Here is a 12553-nt window from a genome sequence, read left to right on the forward strand (position 1 = left end):
TCCTTACCCCGATGGAGAGGGAAGCAATCATTTGCTGCATGGCAAGCTTACAGACGATTTTGGAACTTTCTCCAAAAAACAAGCAAACGGTTTTAATCCCTGCCCGGGATGTGATATAAAAAAAGAAAGGGACAGGAGCAGGGCCTGCACCAATATTTGGAGGTATGCGCGTATGGATGAACATATGAAACGCCGATTGGACAAACAAAAAAAGCTTTTCCGACAGCTGGGCATTCAACTGGACGCTTTGTCTATCCATGAAAAAGAATTTTCGAACAAGCTGAGGGGTTATGACGCCGAGGAAGTGGATTCCTTCCTGGATGACGTCATAAAGGATTACGAGCGGTTTTACGCGACCATTTCCGATCTGATGGATAAGTGGCAGGAACAGCAGATCATCATCCGTGACCTGAAGGCCGGGATCAAACCGGAGACGGAAAGACCGGCGATTGATCCGGTCGCGGTAGAAGAGGTTGTGGCCAGGCTCGAAGCCGACGTGGCTATTCTTAAGAAGCGAATCCGTCCGGAACAGCAATTTTATATTGATTAATTCATTACATAAAGATGACCCGGATGATTATCAGGTTAATGCCGTCGATAATCACGGAAATTCAGTTTTGGCATAAGGGGTGTCCCGAAGGTCCGTTGACCCGGGGCGCCCCTTTTCCTTTACATCCCCCGATAAACCCAAGGAGGGGCTGGGTTCGATGACCGTCTTGCAGCCATGCCGCCTCCGGATACGGTATCATGTGCATGATCGCCGTTTCCGTTATTCCGTTTATGGTGAACCGGGACTGCCCGGGCCCCCCCATTCTCTTCCGTATCCCCTTGCTTTCTATTTTGACGATTCCATGTGTCCGAGACTTCAATCACATGAGGCTCTGCTTCGTTATAAATCGAAAGAATCCGAGACTCTTCCGTAAGGCCCACGAACCAGTGACACTGCCCTGCGGTTATAAAAGCTGCGCTGCCTGGGGTCAGGATGGAGGATTGGTGGATGCCCGTAACGGGATCGAGACTGGAAAAACTGATGTCTCCGGACAGGACATAGAGCAGTTCGTCCGAATCCGGATGGCGGTGCGGAGCCGTTCCGTGTCCCCGACGGAAAACGGCATCGGTCATGGAAAGCGACTTCAAACAGGAAATCATATCCGGCGCAAGATCAGCCCGGGATCCGGTTAATGTGTGGCTTCGATGCTTCATGGCATTCCATATGATCCGATCATGGTGACCCCGGTCATCCGGCTTTTGAAAGCGCATATCGGCGTACCGCCTTTCAACGTAAATTGAGACTGTTTGTACTATATGTATGTGATAGGGTCCGGTAATCTTCCAAATAACAACGGCATGAAATCAAAAACAACTCGCGAGCTCAACAGGTAAAACCGTAGTATGCCATCGGCCTACGACGAAAGTCACAACCGGCGAGAGGGCTCGGCTTATGGCTTGTAAACCATTTTTATAACAATTACTATATTATATATGGCACTAGATTGATGGATACGGGGAGGTTGGACTTTGCCTAGCAACCTTAAACTAAATATACGCATGAAGATTGTCCTCGGCTACGTATTGGTGCTTTTGTGTCTTGGTGTGTTTCTGTGGGTTGTTTCCGGGCGTTTGTCATCCCTTCAACAGGAAGCCGATTTTATTGGACAGCATGATGTCGAGGTTCACCGCCTTACCCATGAGATAGAGAAGAACATGCTTGAGCTGGAAACCGGACAGCGCGGATATGTCATTACGGGAGATCCTGCTTATCTGGAGCCGTATAAAGAGGCCTTGTCCACTTGGGAAACGAATTATAATAAGCTTTACCAAATGATCAAAGACAATGAAAGCCAGTTGAATGATCTAACGAATATCAAAGAGAACATCGATAAATGGATTGAGATTGCCGGTCAGCCTGCGGTCCGGTTGAAGCAGGCCGGTCACGATGAAGAGGCGCTTCATTTTTTTTATCAACGATCCCGGCCAGCCTGCCATGGAGACGATGAGAAGTCAGTTTTCCGCATTTCGCAGCACCGAAAGACAATTGACCTCGGATCGGATTGAGGCCATGAAGAGAAGCAATACGAACCTGATCGTAACCATGTACGGCTTATGGGCAGCCATAGCACTGGCAGTCGTGGCAGCTGCTTTTGTTATTTCCAGGAGCATTGTAAAGCCGATTACCGAGGTTGCCGGGATGATCTCGGATATAGCGGACGGCGGCAACCTGTCCCGCAGGATTAGGGTGAATACGCGCGATGAGGTATACGATCTGGCGGAAAACACGAACAAGCTGCTTGAGAATGTCAGCGGCCAAGCTTGGGTAAAGGACCAGGTTAATGTCATGTCGACTCTTCTTCAAAATGCGGATAACCTGGATACCATGACCCGATTTTTTACGCATCGGGCAGCGGGGGTATTGGGCGTGCCCTATGCGGCCCTCTTCATAAACCGCAATGATATTGAGCTTGTCAAAGCTGCGGCCTTCGCCGATCCCGACGGGGAACCGTGGGACAAGGTGAGGGATCGTTTCTTGCCGGGGGAAGGTCTGATCGGGCAGTGTATGGTGGAGAAGCGGATTCTCCACTTTGACGATATTCCTCCGAATTATGTCCGGATCGAGTCGGGCCTGGGGGATTCCGAGCCGAAAAACGTGATCGTGGCTCCTGCCATGTTTGAAGGAAGAGTGCTCGCCGTTTTGGAAATGGCTCTCTTCAAGCCGATGGATGAAACGCAGAAACAGCTGTTGGAGCAGCTGCTTCATGTCTTCGGGGCAGCGATGAATTCCATGTATAATAAGATGGAGATTCAGCAGTTATACCGTGAATCCCAAGCGCTGAACGAAGAGCTTCAAGTTCAGTCGGAGGAACTCCAATCCCAGACCGAAGAGCTTCAAGCGCGGACGGAAGAACTCCAAATGCATGCCGCGGAAACGCAAATGCTTAATGAGCGCCTGCAGGTTCAAAAAAAATGCCGCCGAACTTGCCGCAAAGGAAGTCGAACGCTATGCGGAGCAGGTGGAACAAAGCTCCAAGTATAAGTCTCAGTTTTTGGCGAATATGTCCCATGAGCTTCGTACGCCGTTGAACAGCATGCTGATTTTGTCCCAGATTTTATCGGAGAACAAACAGGGAAACCTGACGGAAGAGGAGAAAAAATTACGCGGCCGTCATACACAAATCGGGAAGCGAACTGCTCAATTTGATTAACGATATTCTGGACTTGTCCAAGGTAGAGGCCGGCAAAATGCAGATCGAAAGAGATTACGTCAATATGACGGAGCTGCCGGAGGCCATGCGCGATTATTTCGCCAAGTCGGCGGAGAGCAAACAGCTTCGCTTCGAGATTGACATGGACAAGTCCGTACCGGATATGATATACAGTGACGGAATGAGGCTGCATCAGATTCTGAGAAACCTCATCTCGAACGCCATTAAATTTACCGACGAGGGATTCGTGAAGCTGTCCATTCGAACCGCTGGCTCCGTAAAGCTTAACGATTACCAGCTGAATGAAGAAGCGGTGATATTCGAGGTGCTCGATACCGGCATCGGTATATCCGAAGAGAATTTGAAACCGATTTTTGAAGCATTCCGGCAAGGGGATGGAGCAACGGCAAGAAAGTTTGGAGGAACCGGTCTCGGTCTTTCGATCTCCCTGCAGCTGGCAAGGCTGCTTGACGGCCATATATCGGTGGAAAGCAAGGAGGGGATCGGCAGCAAATTCACGTTGTTTCTCCCGGCACGCACAGAGGCTGATGTTCAGGAAACCCTGTTTATCCTTCCCGAAGTAGCGGCGACAACGGAGAAGAATCCGCGCTGGAACGCAGCCCTGCTGCTGGAAGACGATATGGACGGAATGGAGGAAGCCCTTCAGTTGGAAGGCAGGACGGCTCTGATCGTCGATGACGATATCCGGAACGTGTACGGTCTGACCAATGCGCTGGAGAAATTCAACATGAAGGTGCTGACGGCGCAGAACGGTTATGAGTGTCTGGAAATCCTGGAAACGGAAGACAACGTTGACGTGGTTCTTCTGGATATCATGATGCCGGAAATGGACGGATTCGAAACATTGAAGCGTATTCGCGAGAATCCCCCTTTCAAAGAGCTGCCTGTCATCGTGTTAACCGCCAAAGCCATGAAAGAGGACAAAGACAAGTGCCTTGCGGCCGGAGCGAGCGGTTATATGAGCAAGCCGGCACAGCTTAGCGATATTATCGCCGCCATCCGGGTTTGCCTGCTGGATCTGCAGTCGTAAAAATGTTTTTTGGAGCCATACCATAACAAAAACACCTTTTTAAAGAAGTAACAGATAGAACAGCAGGACACCCAGGCCGATAATGGAAAGGCCGAGATGGACCCATCCGAACGAGCGGACAATGGCCCGTTCTTTTTGCCGGTTCTCCGAACGGGCAAATTTGGCATCCAGCACGAACAGGATCACTCCGCTGACGATAAGTATGCCTACGAGGTACCAGGCGTATGCTGTATGATCCATGAGGGCCTCCTTCCACGTGTCATGATTGGCATTACACAGTATTTCCCTGCGTGGTTCAAATATGTAGGCGCTATGACGACCATGCCTCTTTTCCGCCTGCTCCTTTCCGTTTGACACGAGACTGACATGCCCTCCGGTTGACGGTCATTTGCATATGCTTTATCATATAACTTATAACACTGGGGAGTGGCGTGTTACCGTTTGCGGGCATTAGCCAAGAGGAAGCCTTTGATTTTCAAAGGCCTTTTCTTGGCTTTTCTATTTTTTGTGAATCCTTCTGCCAAAATCGGTTTAAGCTTATAGAAAGGGGGATGTGCATGAGCGGGACGGAGACGTTTAAGGTCATACGGGTGATCGGCAACAATGTCGTTATGGTACAGGGCGGCGGGAAAAAAGAACTTGAATACGTAATACTTGGCAAAGGAATCGGCTTTGGGGCCAAAACGGGAGGAACGATCACCTCGGATGATCCCCGCGTTGAGAAGCTGTTTAAACTGGAAGACCGGGAGCAATGGAGTCAGTATCACCATTTGCTGGAGGATTTTGATCCGAAGGTGTTGGAAATTACCGACGAAATTCTGAACAGTATCACCAAGGAATTTCCGGGAAAGCTGAATGACAAGGTATACCTTGCTCTTCCGAGCCACATCCAGTTTACGATTTACCGGATCCGCAAGGGTATGGATATTATCAATCCGTTTTTGGAGGAAACCAAGATCAGCTTCCCCCGAGAATATGAAATAGCCCAGAAGGCGGCCGATATGATAGGCAAGGCCTTTGATATCGAGGTGCCCGATGATGAAGTGGGTTTTCTCACCTATCACGTATACTCCGCCGTCAGCCATGTGCCTGTCGGGCAATTGGTAAAGGCATCCAATATAGTTGGGCGCCTGATCGAAATCATCGAGCGGGAGCGGGGCGTCGCATTTGAAAGCGGCAGCATGGACCATGTCCGGCTGCTGATGCATCTGCGATTCTCGGTAGACCGTATCCTGAACCAATCGGTGAATGTGGACAACCCGTTCGCGGATCAGATCAAAAGCCAGTTTATAAGCGAATACGGCCTTGCCAAGCGGCTGGCCGAAGTGATGGAGTTGGATCTGGGCAGACCTGTGCCGGAGGCGGAGGTTTGCTTTTTGGCCATGCATTTGTACAGACTGTTTAGAGGACGCAAAACAACATAAGCAGCAACAGACCAAGGAGGAATCATAATGTTTGAACGCTTCAAAAAGAAATCCGCTAAAAAAAGTCGAGGTAAATTCTCCTCTCACGGGTAAAGTCGTACCTTTATCCCAGGTGCCTGATGAAGCATTTGCGGCAGGACACATGGGCCAGGGCATCGCGATAGAGCCATCGGAAGGGCGTTTGGTCGCTCCTTTTGACGGAACGGTGGCGCATGTCATCAAAACGAAACATGCCGTCATGCTGGAGGAGAAAGCAACCGGCCTGCAGTATCTCTTTCATATCGGCATCAACACCGTCGGTTTGAAAGGGGAAGGCTATACAAGCCATGTGAATGTAGGGGACTCGGTTAAAGCCGGCCAGACGCTTATTGAATTCGATATTGACGCCATTAAGGCCGCCGGCTATCCGGTCGTGACCCCGGTCATTGTTACCAATGCCGATGAGCTCACATCTTCCGTTGAAGGACATACCGGAAATGTGACTGCAGGCTCGGATTCCGTCTTAAGCATCACCCTTAATTCCTAAAAAATGATTTTTTTGTTATTGACAATATGGAAAGCCTGAATTAAGATAACAACATCAAAAGAATACGTTTTAAGGCGTGTTACCATAAACAATGGGCATGAGCCAAGAAGATGCGGACTATAATTTATAGTCGCCATTCTTCTTGGCTTTTTTTGTGGATATAGAATTCATAAGCGTTCAGCGGAGCTGATGGGATTCCATATCGCAAGCCTTAAAATGCTGAATACAAGAACTCGCGAGGAGGAGGATCCACAGAGGTCTTTTCGTTCCCGGATGGGAAGAAAAAAATGGTTATTCATTCGACGCATTATGTAAACGTTTTCAACACAATGCTAAATTATTGAAGTGGAAAGGATGATTTACATGCTGGCTAAATTACAAAAGCTGGGTAAGTCCCTTATGCTGCCGGTGGCCACATTGCCTGCGGCAGGTATCTTGCAGGGTCTTGGATTGATCGACTATCAAAAAGATATACCTTTGGGTGCGCTAGGAGGTTTTCTGAATCATTATGTCACTCCGTTCATGACCTCCGGTGCCCTTGCGATTCTGGACAATCTGCCGTTTATCTTCGCGATCGGCGTTGCGATCGGGTTCGCCGGAGACGCTGTAGCGGCTTTATCAGCATTTATCGGATATATGGTGCTTACAAAAGTACTCGCGCAAGTGCCGCTGCAAATGCCGTTTATACCGGACGACGTGAAGTTGAATATGGGTGTTCTGGGCGGTTTCTTTGTCGGTTTATGGTCTGCTTTCCTGTATAATAAATACCACAATATCAAACTGCCGGATTGGCTCGGTTTCTTTGCGGGTAAACGCTTCGTGCCGATTATTACCGCAGCCTCGACGATGGTCTTGGCCGTTCTGATCGGTATGGTGTGGAGCCCGGTTCAAGACGTGATTGCCGACTTCGGCAACTGGGTAGTGGGACTGGGCGGCATTGGATCTTTTGTATTCGGTACGGCCAACCGCTTGTTGATTCCTCTGGGATTGCATCACGTGCTTAACTCGATCGCCTGGTTCCAAATCGGCGACTACACCAATGCCGCAGGCGAAGTCGTTCACGGTGACCTGTGGCGCTATTTTGCCGGAGACCCTTCGGCTGGAATGTTCATGTCCGGTTTCTTCCCGATCATGATGTTTGCGATGCCTGCGGCGGCGCTGGCCTTTATTCATACCGCCAAGCCATCCAAACGCAAGCTCGTTGGCTCCATCTTTATCGGTTCGGCTGTGGCTTCATTCTTGACGGGCATTACCGAACCGCTTGAATTCGGGTTCATGTTCGTTGCCCCGGTATTGTATGTGGTTCATGCGATTTTGACAGGTCTTTCCGGCCTGATCATGTATATGCTGGATGTGCATTTAGGCTTCACGTTCTCTGCTGGTTTGATCGACTACCTGGTCAACATGAAGCTGTCCACGAATGCATGGCTGCTCATTCCGGTAGGCTTGGCCTTCGGCGTTGTGTACTATTTCCTCTTCCGGATTCTGATCGTTAAAATGAACCTGAGGACACCGGGACGGGAGGATGACACCGAGGAGGAATCTTCCGACGCTGGCGCAGGTACTTCGGCGGGAGCAGGCACAGCATCCAAAGAGTCCAAGGCAGCCAAGGTTCTGCAAAACATCGGCGGTGCCGATAATATTACGAGCATCGATGCTTGCATCACCCGCTTGCGCCTCGTTGTCAAGGACGACAAAGCCGTTAAGGATTCGGAGCTGAAAAAGCTTGGCGCTTCCGGCGTCATGCGCCTCGGTCAAGGCGCGGTTCAGATCGTCTTCGGACCGCAAGCGGAATCCATTAAGGATGAAATCAAAAAGATGATATAATCATGAAGCAAAAAGCGGGCAGCTGCCCGCTTTTTTTCTGTCTCTCGCTTATTATTTCCTCACCTTCGCCGCCCCATCTTGGGAAACGGGAATGCCACGATCCGCTGCCATGAATATCCTTCCCCAATAAACGGTTATTATGGATAACTTTCGCGATAGCAGGGGGGATTATGCACACGGACGAAAGCACATAATGAGATGGAACGTTTCTGTCCTTATGATCAATTCCTGGAAAGGTGGAAATAGACATGAGCTCAACCGCAAAACCATCGGGAGCAGGGCGTGAAAAAACACTGAAATGGTGGCAATTGTCCCTGCTTGGCGTAGCTTCAACCATTGGAACAGGCTATTTCCTTGGTTCCAGTTTGGGAATTAAGCTGGGAGGACCGGCCATTCTGATTTCATTCGTGCTGGCCGCAGCGGGCACGTTCATCGTTTTTGACGTACTGTCACGAATGACGGCCGAGGACCCGATGAAGGGCTCATTTCGGTCATACGCCAAAAAGGCCCATGGACGATGGGCCGGGTTTTCGACGGGATGGATGTACTGGTGTTCGGAGGTTCTCATTATGGGAAGCCAAATGACGGCGCTGGCCATTTTTTTCGAGATTTTGGTTCCCGGCCTTGCCCATGTGGCTTTTTGCGGCAGGTTATGCCGTTTTGGGGCTTCTGGTTATATGGATCGGCAACAAAGGTTTTGACCGTCTGGAAAATATACTGGCCGTCATCAAAATTGCCGCGATCCTGATGTTTCTTATCCTTGCCGTCGCGGCATTAATGGGATGGATCAAAGGCGGAAATCAGCCGAAGGTACCGCTAACCGCTTCATCTTTCTTCCCGACCGGGGGGCTTGGCTTATGGTCATCTCTCATTTTTGCCTTTTATGCTTTTGGAGGAATCGAGGTGATGGGAGTCATGGCGATTCGCCTAAAGGATCCGAAAGAAGCTCCCAAGTCCGGCCGGGTCATGATACTCATTTTAGCTGTTATATATTTACTGTCTCTGGCCCTGGCCGTTACGATGGTAGCGTGGAATAAATTCCCCACGACCAAAAGCCCGTTCATCGTGGCACTAAACACTTATGATTTGCCGTTCGTCCCTCACGTGTTTAACGCGGTTTTGATTATTGCCGGATTTTCGACGATGGTGGCAGCCTTGTATGCCGTGACTACAGTGCTGGTGACGCTTTCCGAGGATCACGACGCACCCAAGCTGTTTTCGCGGAAAATGTTCAAACGGAAAACGCCTATCTATGCCTTGGGGCTGACGGCAGCCGGGCTGGTCGTCTCCATTGTCTTGTCCTTGCTTATGCCCGGTAAAATTTATGAGTATTTGACGACGGCTGCCGGCTTGATGCTGTTGTACAATTGGTTTTTTATATTGGTGTCGGCTGGACGAAACCTGGACTTGACCGCTTGGGGGCAGATCAAGAGATATACCGGTATGCTTCTGATCCTGCTCGCGGTCAGCGGAACCTTGTTTCATGCCACAAGCCGTCCGGGCTTCTGGATCAGTCTCGGTTTCCTCGTCGTCATCACCGGGGTTGTGCTTGTCATGCAGTCGGTATGGCGAAAATCCGAAAAGCACGGTGAGGAACGAAAACGGCTTAAACGCTCCAAGCTTCGGACGAAACCGGTGAGATGAAGACTGTTACCACGAGACAACGGATGTTTTTTTTTCAGAAAAACAATAACTTTATGGCCCTAAGGCCAAAATAAATCCCGAAGCCGATCAAGGAAAGTCCTGAAATGACCGAAATGAATGCGATCCCGCGATGACTGAGGAATTTTCGGAAGGTGCTGGCCATGCCGGCCATGGCGAAATCCCATAGCAAAACGCCGAATATGACAGCGGCGCTATATAATAAAAGATCCCCGGTTCCGTAATCCGCAGCCGTCTTAACCAAGACGGAACCGTATATGCCGAGCCAAAACAAAATGGTCATGGGATTGGAAAGCGACATCAAGAATCCGGACATCATGGAGGACAGCAAGGAATCGTCTTTTTTATCCGAACTGACCGTTACTTTACCGGCGCTGATGACACTTTCGATCCCCGTGTAGATCAGGACAAATGCACCGAAGAGCCATAGAAAGGTTTGCATGAAAGGAGTGCTCAGAAAGTGTACGACACCCAAATATACGAGGACCATATACAGGATATCCGCGGTTACCGCACCCAGTCCGAACAGCCAGGCATGCCAAAATCCTTTCTTCAGGCCCTTGTCCAGTTGAGCGGCGTTAATCGGCCCGACCGGGGCGGATAATGACAAACCCAAAATGATATAGCTTAAAAATAGGCTCATGGTTATTCTCTCCCATCCGAAGGAATAGCTCGAGCTGCAAGGAGCTCGTACACATTATATTCAGCGTAATCCGTGGCCATGCCGTATTGCTGAAATATCCTATTGTTTAAAATGAATCCGTGCCGTCAGGCTCGGTTTTTTTTGTGGATTGAACGTGCAAACAGAAATTTTGCCGTCTCGGTTAAAGCTTGTATGATAGAAGCTAAGGAGGGTGAACGGTGGCGAAAAAAATACAAGATCGGCGTACTCTCGGACACGCACATGCCCCGGATGGCGAAAGCGCTGCCTGCGGAGCTGCTCAAGGGATTGGCCCATTCGGATTACATCCTCCATGCCGGCGACTGGTCGGATTGGTCCGTTTACGAGGCGCTAAAGGAAATCGCCCTGGTGAAGGGCGTAACCGGAAACGCCGACTCCGGGAGAATCAAGGAACACTTCGGATCGACCGAATTATTCGAGATCGGGGGCTTGCGGATAGGCATTGTTCACGGGCATGGAACGAGAGGGACAACGGAAAGCCGCGCTTTGAAAGCTTTTGAGGGACAGAAGGCGGACTGCATTATTTTCGGGCACTCCCACATTCCGCTGATCAAGCACGTCGGGGAGACGCTGTTGTTCAATCCCGGATCACCGACAGACAAGCGGAGGCAACCGCTGTATTCTTATGGGGTTTTGGAGATTGAAGATGGAAGATTAGAAGCAAGGCACGTTTTTTTTAGAGATAAGAAAGTATAAACTCCAGAGGTTTGCCATCCTTATCTCGCAAGAAAAAACTTCCGCTATATGCGGTCTGTCTTCTGAGAAAGTACGTCGATAGACGKTTTTTCTTAAGAGAAGTGAAATTTCACGTTCGCTTGATGCTTCGTTAACGAATTTCGTGTATGCTGGTACTGTAAGTCGTAAACTATGAATGGATTTGATTCATCATCCCGGACTCACTCAGTAATGCGGAAAGCGGGGAAAACGCATGGCAACAGAACAGCTGCCGGATTTGGAACGGTTTTTGGCACTTGTTGGTCATCTGGAAGAACGCATTCATTCCTTAATCGAAAAAACGACATTTAACGAGCAGGAAAAGAAATTTATATGGGATCATATCATGGTGGTCCCCGGCAAAAACGATGATTTGTAGCTTTTTGAAGGATGCTTTATTGAAAAACATGTCCCGTAAGAGGGGCATGTTTTTTTTGTTTTGGTTGCTACGTGTTTTATAATACAGGGTGATCGGTAATCCATGTATAGGGGGCAATGCAATGAGAGTAGGAGTTATGGGGCTTGGCGATATCGCCCAGAAAGCTTATCTTCCGATAATGGCGGGGATGGAGGGAGTAGATTGGGTACTTTGTACCCGAAACACATCCGTTTTGGAGGGCGTAAAAGCCCGATATCGTATAACGGAAGGGGTCCAAACACTCGATGAGTTAATCGGAAAAGGCGTAAATGCGGTATTCGTGCACACGGCGACAGAGTCCCATCCCGCCGTCATCGAACCATTGCTGAATGCTGGAATCCACGTTTATGTGGACAAGCCGATTGCTTACGCCTATGAGGAAACCTTAAGGCTGACCGAGCTGGCCCGGGAAAAAGGCTGCGTGCTGATGACCGGGTTCAATCGCCGGTATTCGCCCATGGTGTCCGAACTTACCTCCGTGAAAGAACGGAGTTACATTTATATGGAGAAAAACCGGGTGCGCCATCCGGATTATGCCAGACGTTTTATTTTTGACGACTTTATTCACGTGGCGGATACCCTGTCCTTTCTGTCTCCCGGACAGATCCGGGATGTTTCCGTTTCGGCTCTGGTTAAGGACGGGCTGCTTTATCAAGTTCTTTTGAAGCTGGAGGGGCAAGGATTCACATCGATCGGTCTTATGAACCGGGACAGCGGCTTGACCGAGGAGCGGCTTGAGGTCATCGGCACAGGACAAAAAAGTGATGGTCCGCGACCTGAATTCGACGATCCACCTTGTGCAGGGGGAAGAAAAGCTGCGCAAATTCGGGGATTGGGTGCCCGTCCTGAAGCGTCGGGGGTTTGAGGATATCATACGTCATTTTTTGCAAAGCGCATCCGGGTTGAAAGACCCATATCCTTCCATGAGCGAAGCGCTGGAAACGCACCGCCTCTGCGAACGGATCGTAAAGCTGGCGGAGGAACAAGGGGCCGAACCGTGGGGAAGATGACTTTTGAATGGGGCGAGAACGGGTTAATTAATGAAAGAC

Annotated in this window: 14 protein-coding genes and 1 pseudogene; 12 read left to right on the top strand and 3 right to left on the bottom strand. The window is 49.7% G+C overall.

Annotated features, from left to right (window positions below; genetic code table 11):
• Positions 1–172: 172 nt before the first annotated feature.
• Positions 173–550: a DivIVA domain-containing protein gene (locus XI25_RS13740; protein ID WP_046679093.1), complete on the top strand. Its 378-nt coding sequence runs from the start codon at positions 173–175 to the stop codon at positions 548–550.
• Positions 551–669: 119 nt separating this feature from the next.
• On the opposite strand, the gene XI25_RS13745 is transcribed toward XI25_RS13740, so the two are convergent.
• Positions 670–1260: a cupin domain-containing protein gene (locus XI25_RS13745; protein ID WP_046679094.1), complete on the bottom strand. Its 591-nt coding sequence runs from the start codon at positions 1258–1260 to the stop codon at positions 670–672.
• Positions 1261–1518: 258 nt separating this feature from the next.
• Between XI25_RS13745 and XI25_RS34625 the strand changes: the two genes are divergently transcribed.
• From XI25_RS34625 to XI25_RS34640, 4 genes are read left to right on the top strand one after another with little or no spacing between them, the layout of a single operon-like run.
• Positions 1519–2055: a CHASE3 domain-containing protein gene (locus XI25_RS34625; RefSeq protein WP_235439867.1), complete on the top strand. Its 537-nt coding sequence runs from the start codon at positions 1519–1521 to the stop codon at positions 2053–2055.
• Positions 1994–3031: a GAF domain-containing protein gene (locus XI25_RS34630; protein WP_235439868.1), complete on the top strand. Its 1038-nt coding sequence runs from the start codon at positions 1994–1996 to the stop codon at positions 3029–3031. The genes XI25_RS34625 and XI25_RS34630 overlap by 62 nt, the downstream gene beginning before the upstream one ends.
• A gap of 52 nt (positions 3032–3083) precedes the next feature.
• Complete coding sequence (locus XI25_RS34635; RefSeq protein ID WP_235439880.1) at positions 3084–3200, top strand: hypothetical protein; 117 nt, start codon at positions 3084–3086, stop codon at positions 3198–3200.
• On the top strand, positions 3193–4251 hold the full coding sequence (locus XI25_RS34640) for a response regulator (RefSeq protein ID WP_235439869.1): 1059 nt from the start codon (positions 3193–3195) through the stop codon (positions 4249–4251). Before XI25_RS34635 ends, XI25_RS34640 begins: the two co-directional genes overlap by 8 nt.
• Before the next feature lie 39 nt (positions 4252–4290).
• On the opposite strand, the gene XI25_RS13755 is transcribed toward XI25_RS34640, so the two are convergent.
• Positions 4291–4491: a CLC_0170 family protein gene (locus tag XI25_RS13755; protein WP_046679095.1), complete on the bottom strand. Its 201-nt coding sequence runs from the start codon at positions 4489–4491 to the stop codon at positions 4291–4293.
• 317 nt (positions 4492–4808) lie between these two features.
• Between XI25_RS13755 and XI25_RS13760 the strand changes: the two genes are divergently transcribed.
• The 4 genes and pseudogenes from XI25_RS13760 (at position 4809) to XI25_RS13775 (ending at position 9672) form a co-directional block, all read left to right on the top strand.
• Complete coding sequence (locus tag XI25_RS13760; RefSeq protein WP_046679096.1) at positions 4809–5675, top strand: PRD domain-containing protein; 867 nt, start codon at positions 4809–4811, stop codon at positions 5673–5675.
• A gap of 31 nt (positions 5676–5706) precedes the next feature.
• Positions 5707–6201, top strand: coding sequence for a PTS sugar transporter subunit IIA (locus XI25_RS13765; RefSeq protein ID WP_046679097.1), 495 nt, complete (start codon positions 5707–5709; stop codon positions 6199–6201).
• A 363-nt stretch (positions 6202–6564) separates the two neighbouring features.
• Positions 6565–8028: a PTS transporter subunit EIIC gene (locus XI25_RS13770; RefSeq protein ID WP_046679098.1), complete on the top strand. Its 1464-nt coding sequence runs from the start codon at positions 6565–6567 to the stop codon at positions 8026–8028.
• 248 nt (positions 8029–8276) lie between these two features.
• Positions 8277–9672: pseudogene (locus XI25_RS13775) on the top strand (amino acid permease).
• Positions 9673–9706: 34 nt separating this feature from the next.
• Here XI25_RS13775 and XI25_RS13780 read toward each other — a convergent pair.
• Positions 9707–10333 (bottom strand): LysE family translocator, encoded by a 627-nt coding sequence (locus XI25_RS13780; RefSeq protein WP_046679099.1) that lies wholly within the window; start codon positions 10331–10333, stop codon positions 9707–9709.
• Positions 10334–10525: 192 nt separating this feature from the next.
• Here XI25_RS13780 and XI25_RS13785 point away from each other — a divergent pair, with 192 nt between their 5' ends.
• The 3 genes from XI25_RS13785 (at position 10526) to XI25_RS13790 (ending at position 12369) form a co-directional block, all read left to right on the top strand.
• The gene (locus tag XI25_RS13785) at positions 10526–11068 is read left to right on the top strand and encodes a metallophosphoesterase family protein (RefSeq protein ID WP_046679100.1); all 543 of its coding nucleotides are present in this window, start codon (positions 10526–10528) and stop codon (positions 11066–11068) included.
• Between the two features lie 232 nt (positions 11069–11300).
• Positions 11301–11465, top strand: coding sequence for a hypothetical protein (locus tag XI25_RS33355; RefSeq protein WP_160308914.1), 165 nt, complete (start codon positions 11301–11303; stop codon positions 11463–11465).
• Positions 11466–11586: 121 nt separating this feature from the next.
• A complete protein-coding gene (locus XI25_RS13790; RefSeq protein WP_235439870.1) occupies positions 11587–12369 on the top strand; it encodes a Gfo/Idh/MocA family protein in 783 nt (260 codons plus the stop codon).
• Positions 12370–12553: the final 184 nt, after the last annotated feature.

This window comes from Paenibacillus sp. DMB20 (assembly GCF_000987955.1).
In the GTDB taxonomy this organism is placed as follows: domain Bacteria; phylum Bacillota; class Bacilli; order Paenibacillales; family Paenibacillaceae; genus Paenibacillus_AQ.

Excerpts from the sequence above, each read along its gene's own strand:
- XI25_RS13740 (WP_046679093.1), top strand. The coding sequence starts at position 173 with ATGGATGAACATATGAAACGCCGATTGGACAAACAAAAAAAGCTTTTC.
- XI25_RS13745 (WP_046679094.1), bottom strand. The coding sequence starts at position 1,260 with ATGCGCTTTCAAAAGCCGGATGACCGGGGTCACCATGATCGGATCATA.
- XI25_RS34630 (WP_235439868.1), top strand. The coding sequence starts at position 1,994 with ATGAGAAGTCAGTTTTCCGCATTTCGCAGCACCGAAAGACAATTGACC.
- XI25_RS34635 (WP_235439880.1), top strand. The coding sequence starts at position 3,084 with ATGCTGATTTTGTCCCAGATTTTATCGGAGAACAAACAGGGAAACCTG.
- XI25_RS13755 (WP_046679095.1), bottom strand. The coding sequence starts at position 4,491 with ATGGATCATACAGCATACGCCTGGTACCTCGTAGGCATACTTATCGTC.
- XI25_RS13760 (WP_046679096.1), top strand. The coding sequence starts at position 4,809 with ATGAGCGGGACGGAGACGTTTAAGGTCATACGGGTGATCGGCAACAAT.
- XI25_RS13770 (WP_046679098.1), top strand. The coding sequence starts at position 6,565 with ATGCTGGCTAAATTACAAAAGCTGGGTAAGTCCCTTATGCTGCCGGTG.
- XI25_RS13780 (WP_046679099.1), bottom strand. The coding sequence starts at position 10,333 with ATGAGCCTATTTTTAAGCTATATCATTTTGGGTTTGTCATTATCCGCC.
- XI25_RS13785 (WP_046679100.1), top strand. The coding sequence starts at position 10,526 with ATGATAGAAGCTAAGGAGGGTGAACGGTGGCGAAAAAAATACAAGATC.
- XI25_RS33355 (WP_160308914.1), top strand. The coding sequence starts at position 11,301 with ATGGCAACAGAACAGCTGCCGGATTTGGAACGGTTTTTGGCACTTGTT.
- XI25_RS13790 (WP_235439870.1), top strand. The coding sequence starts at position 11,587 with ATGAGAGTAGGAGTTATGGGGCTTGGCGATATCGCCCAGAAAGCTTAT.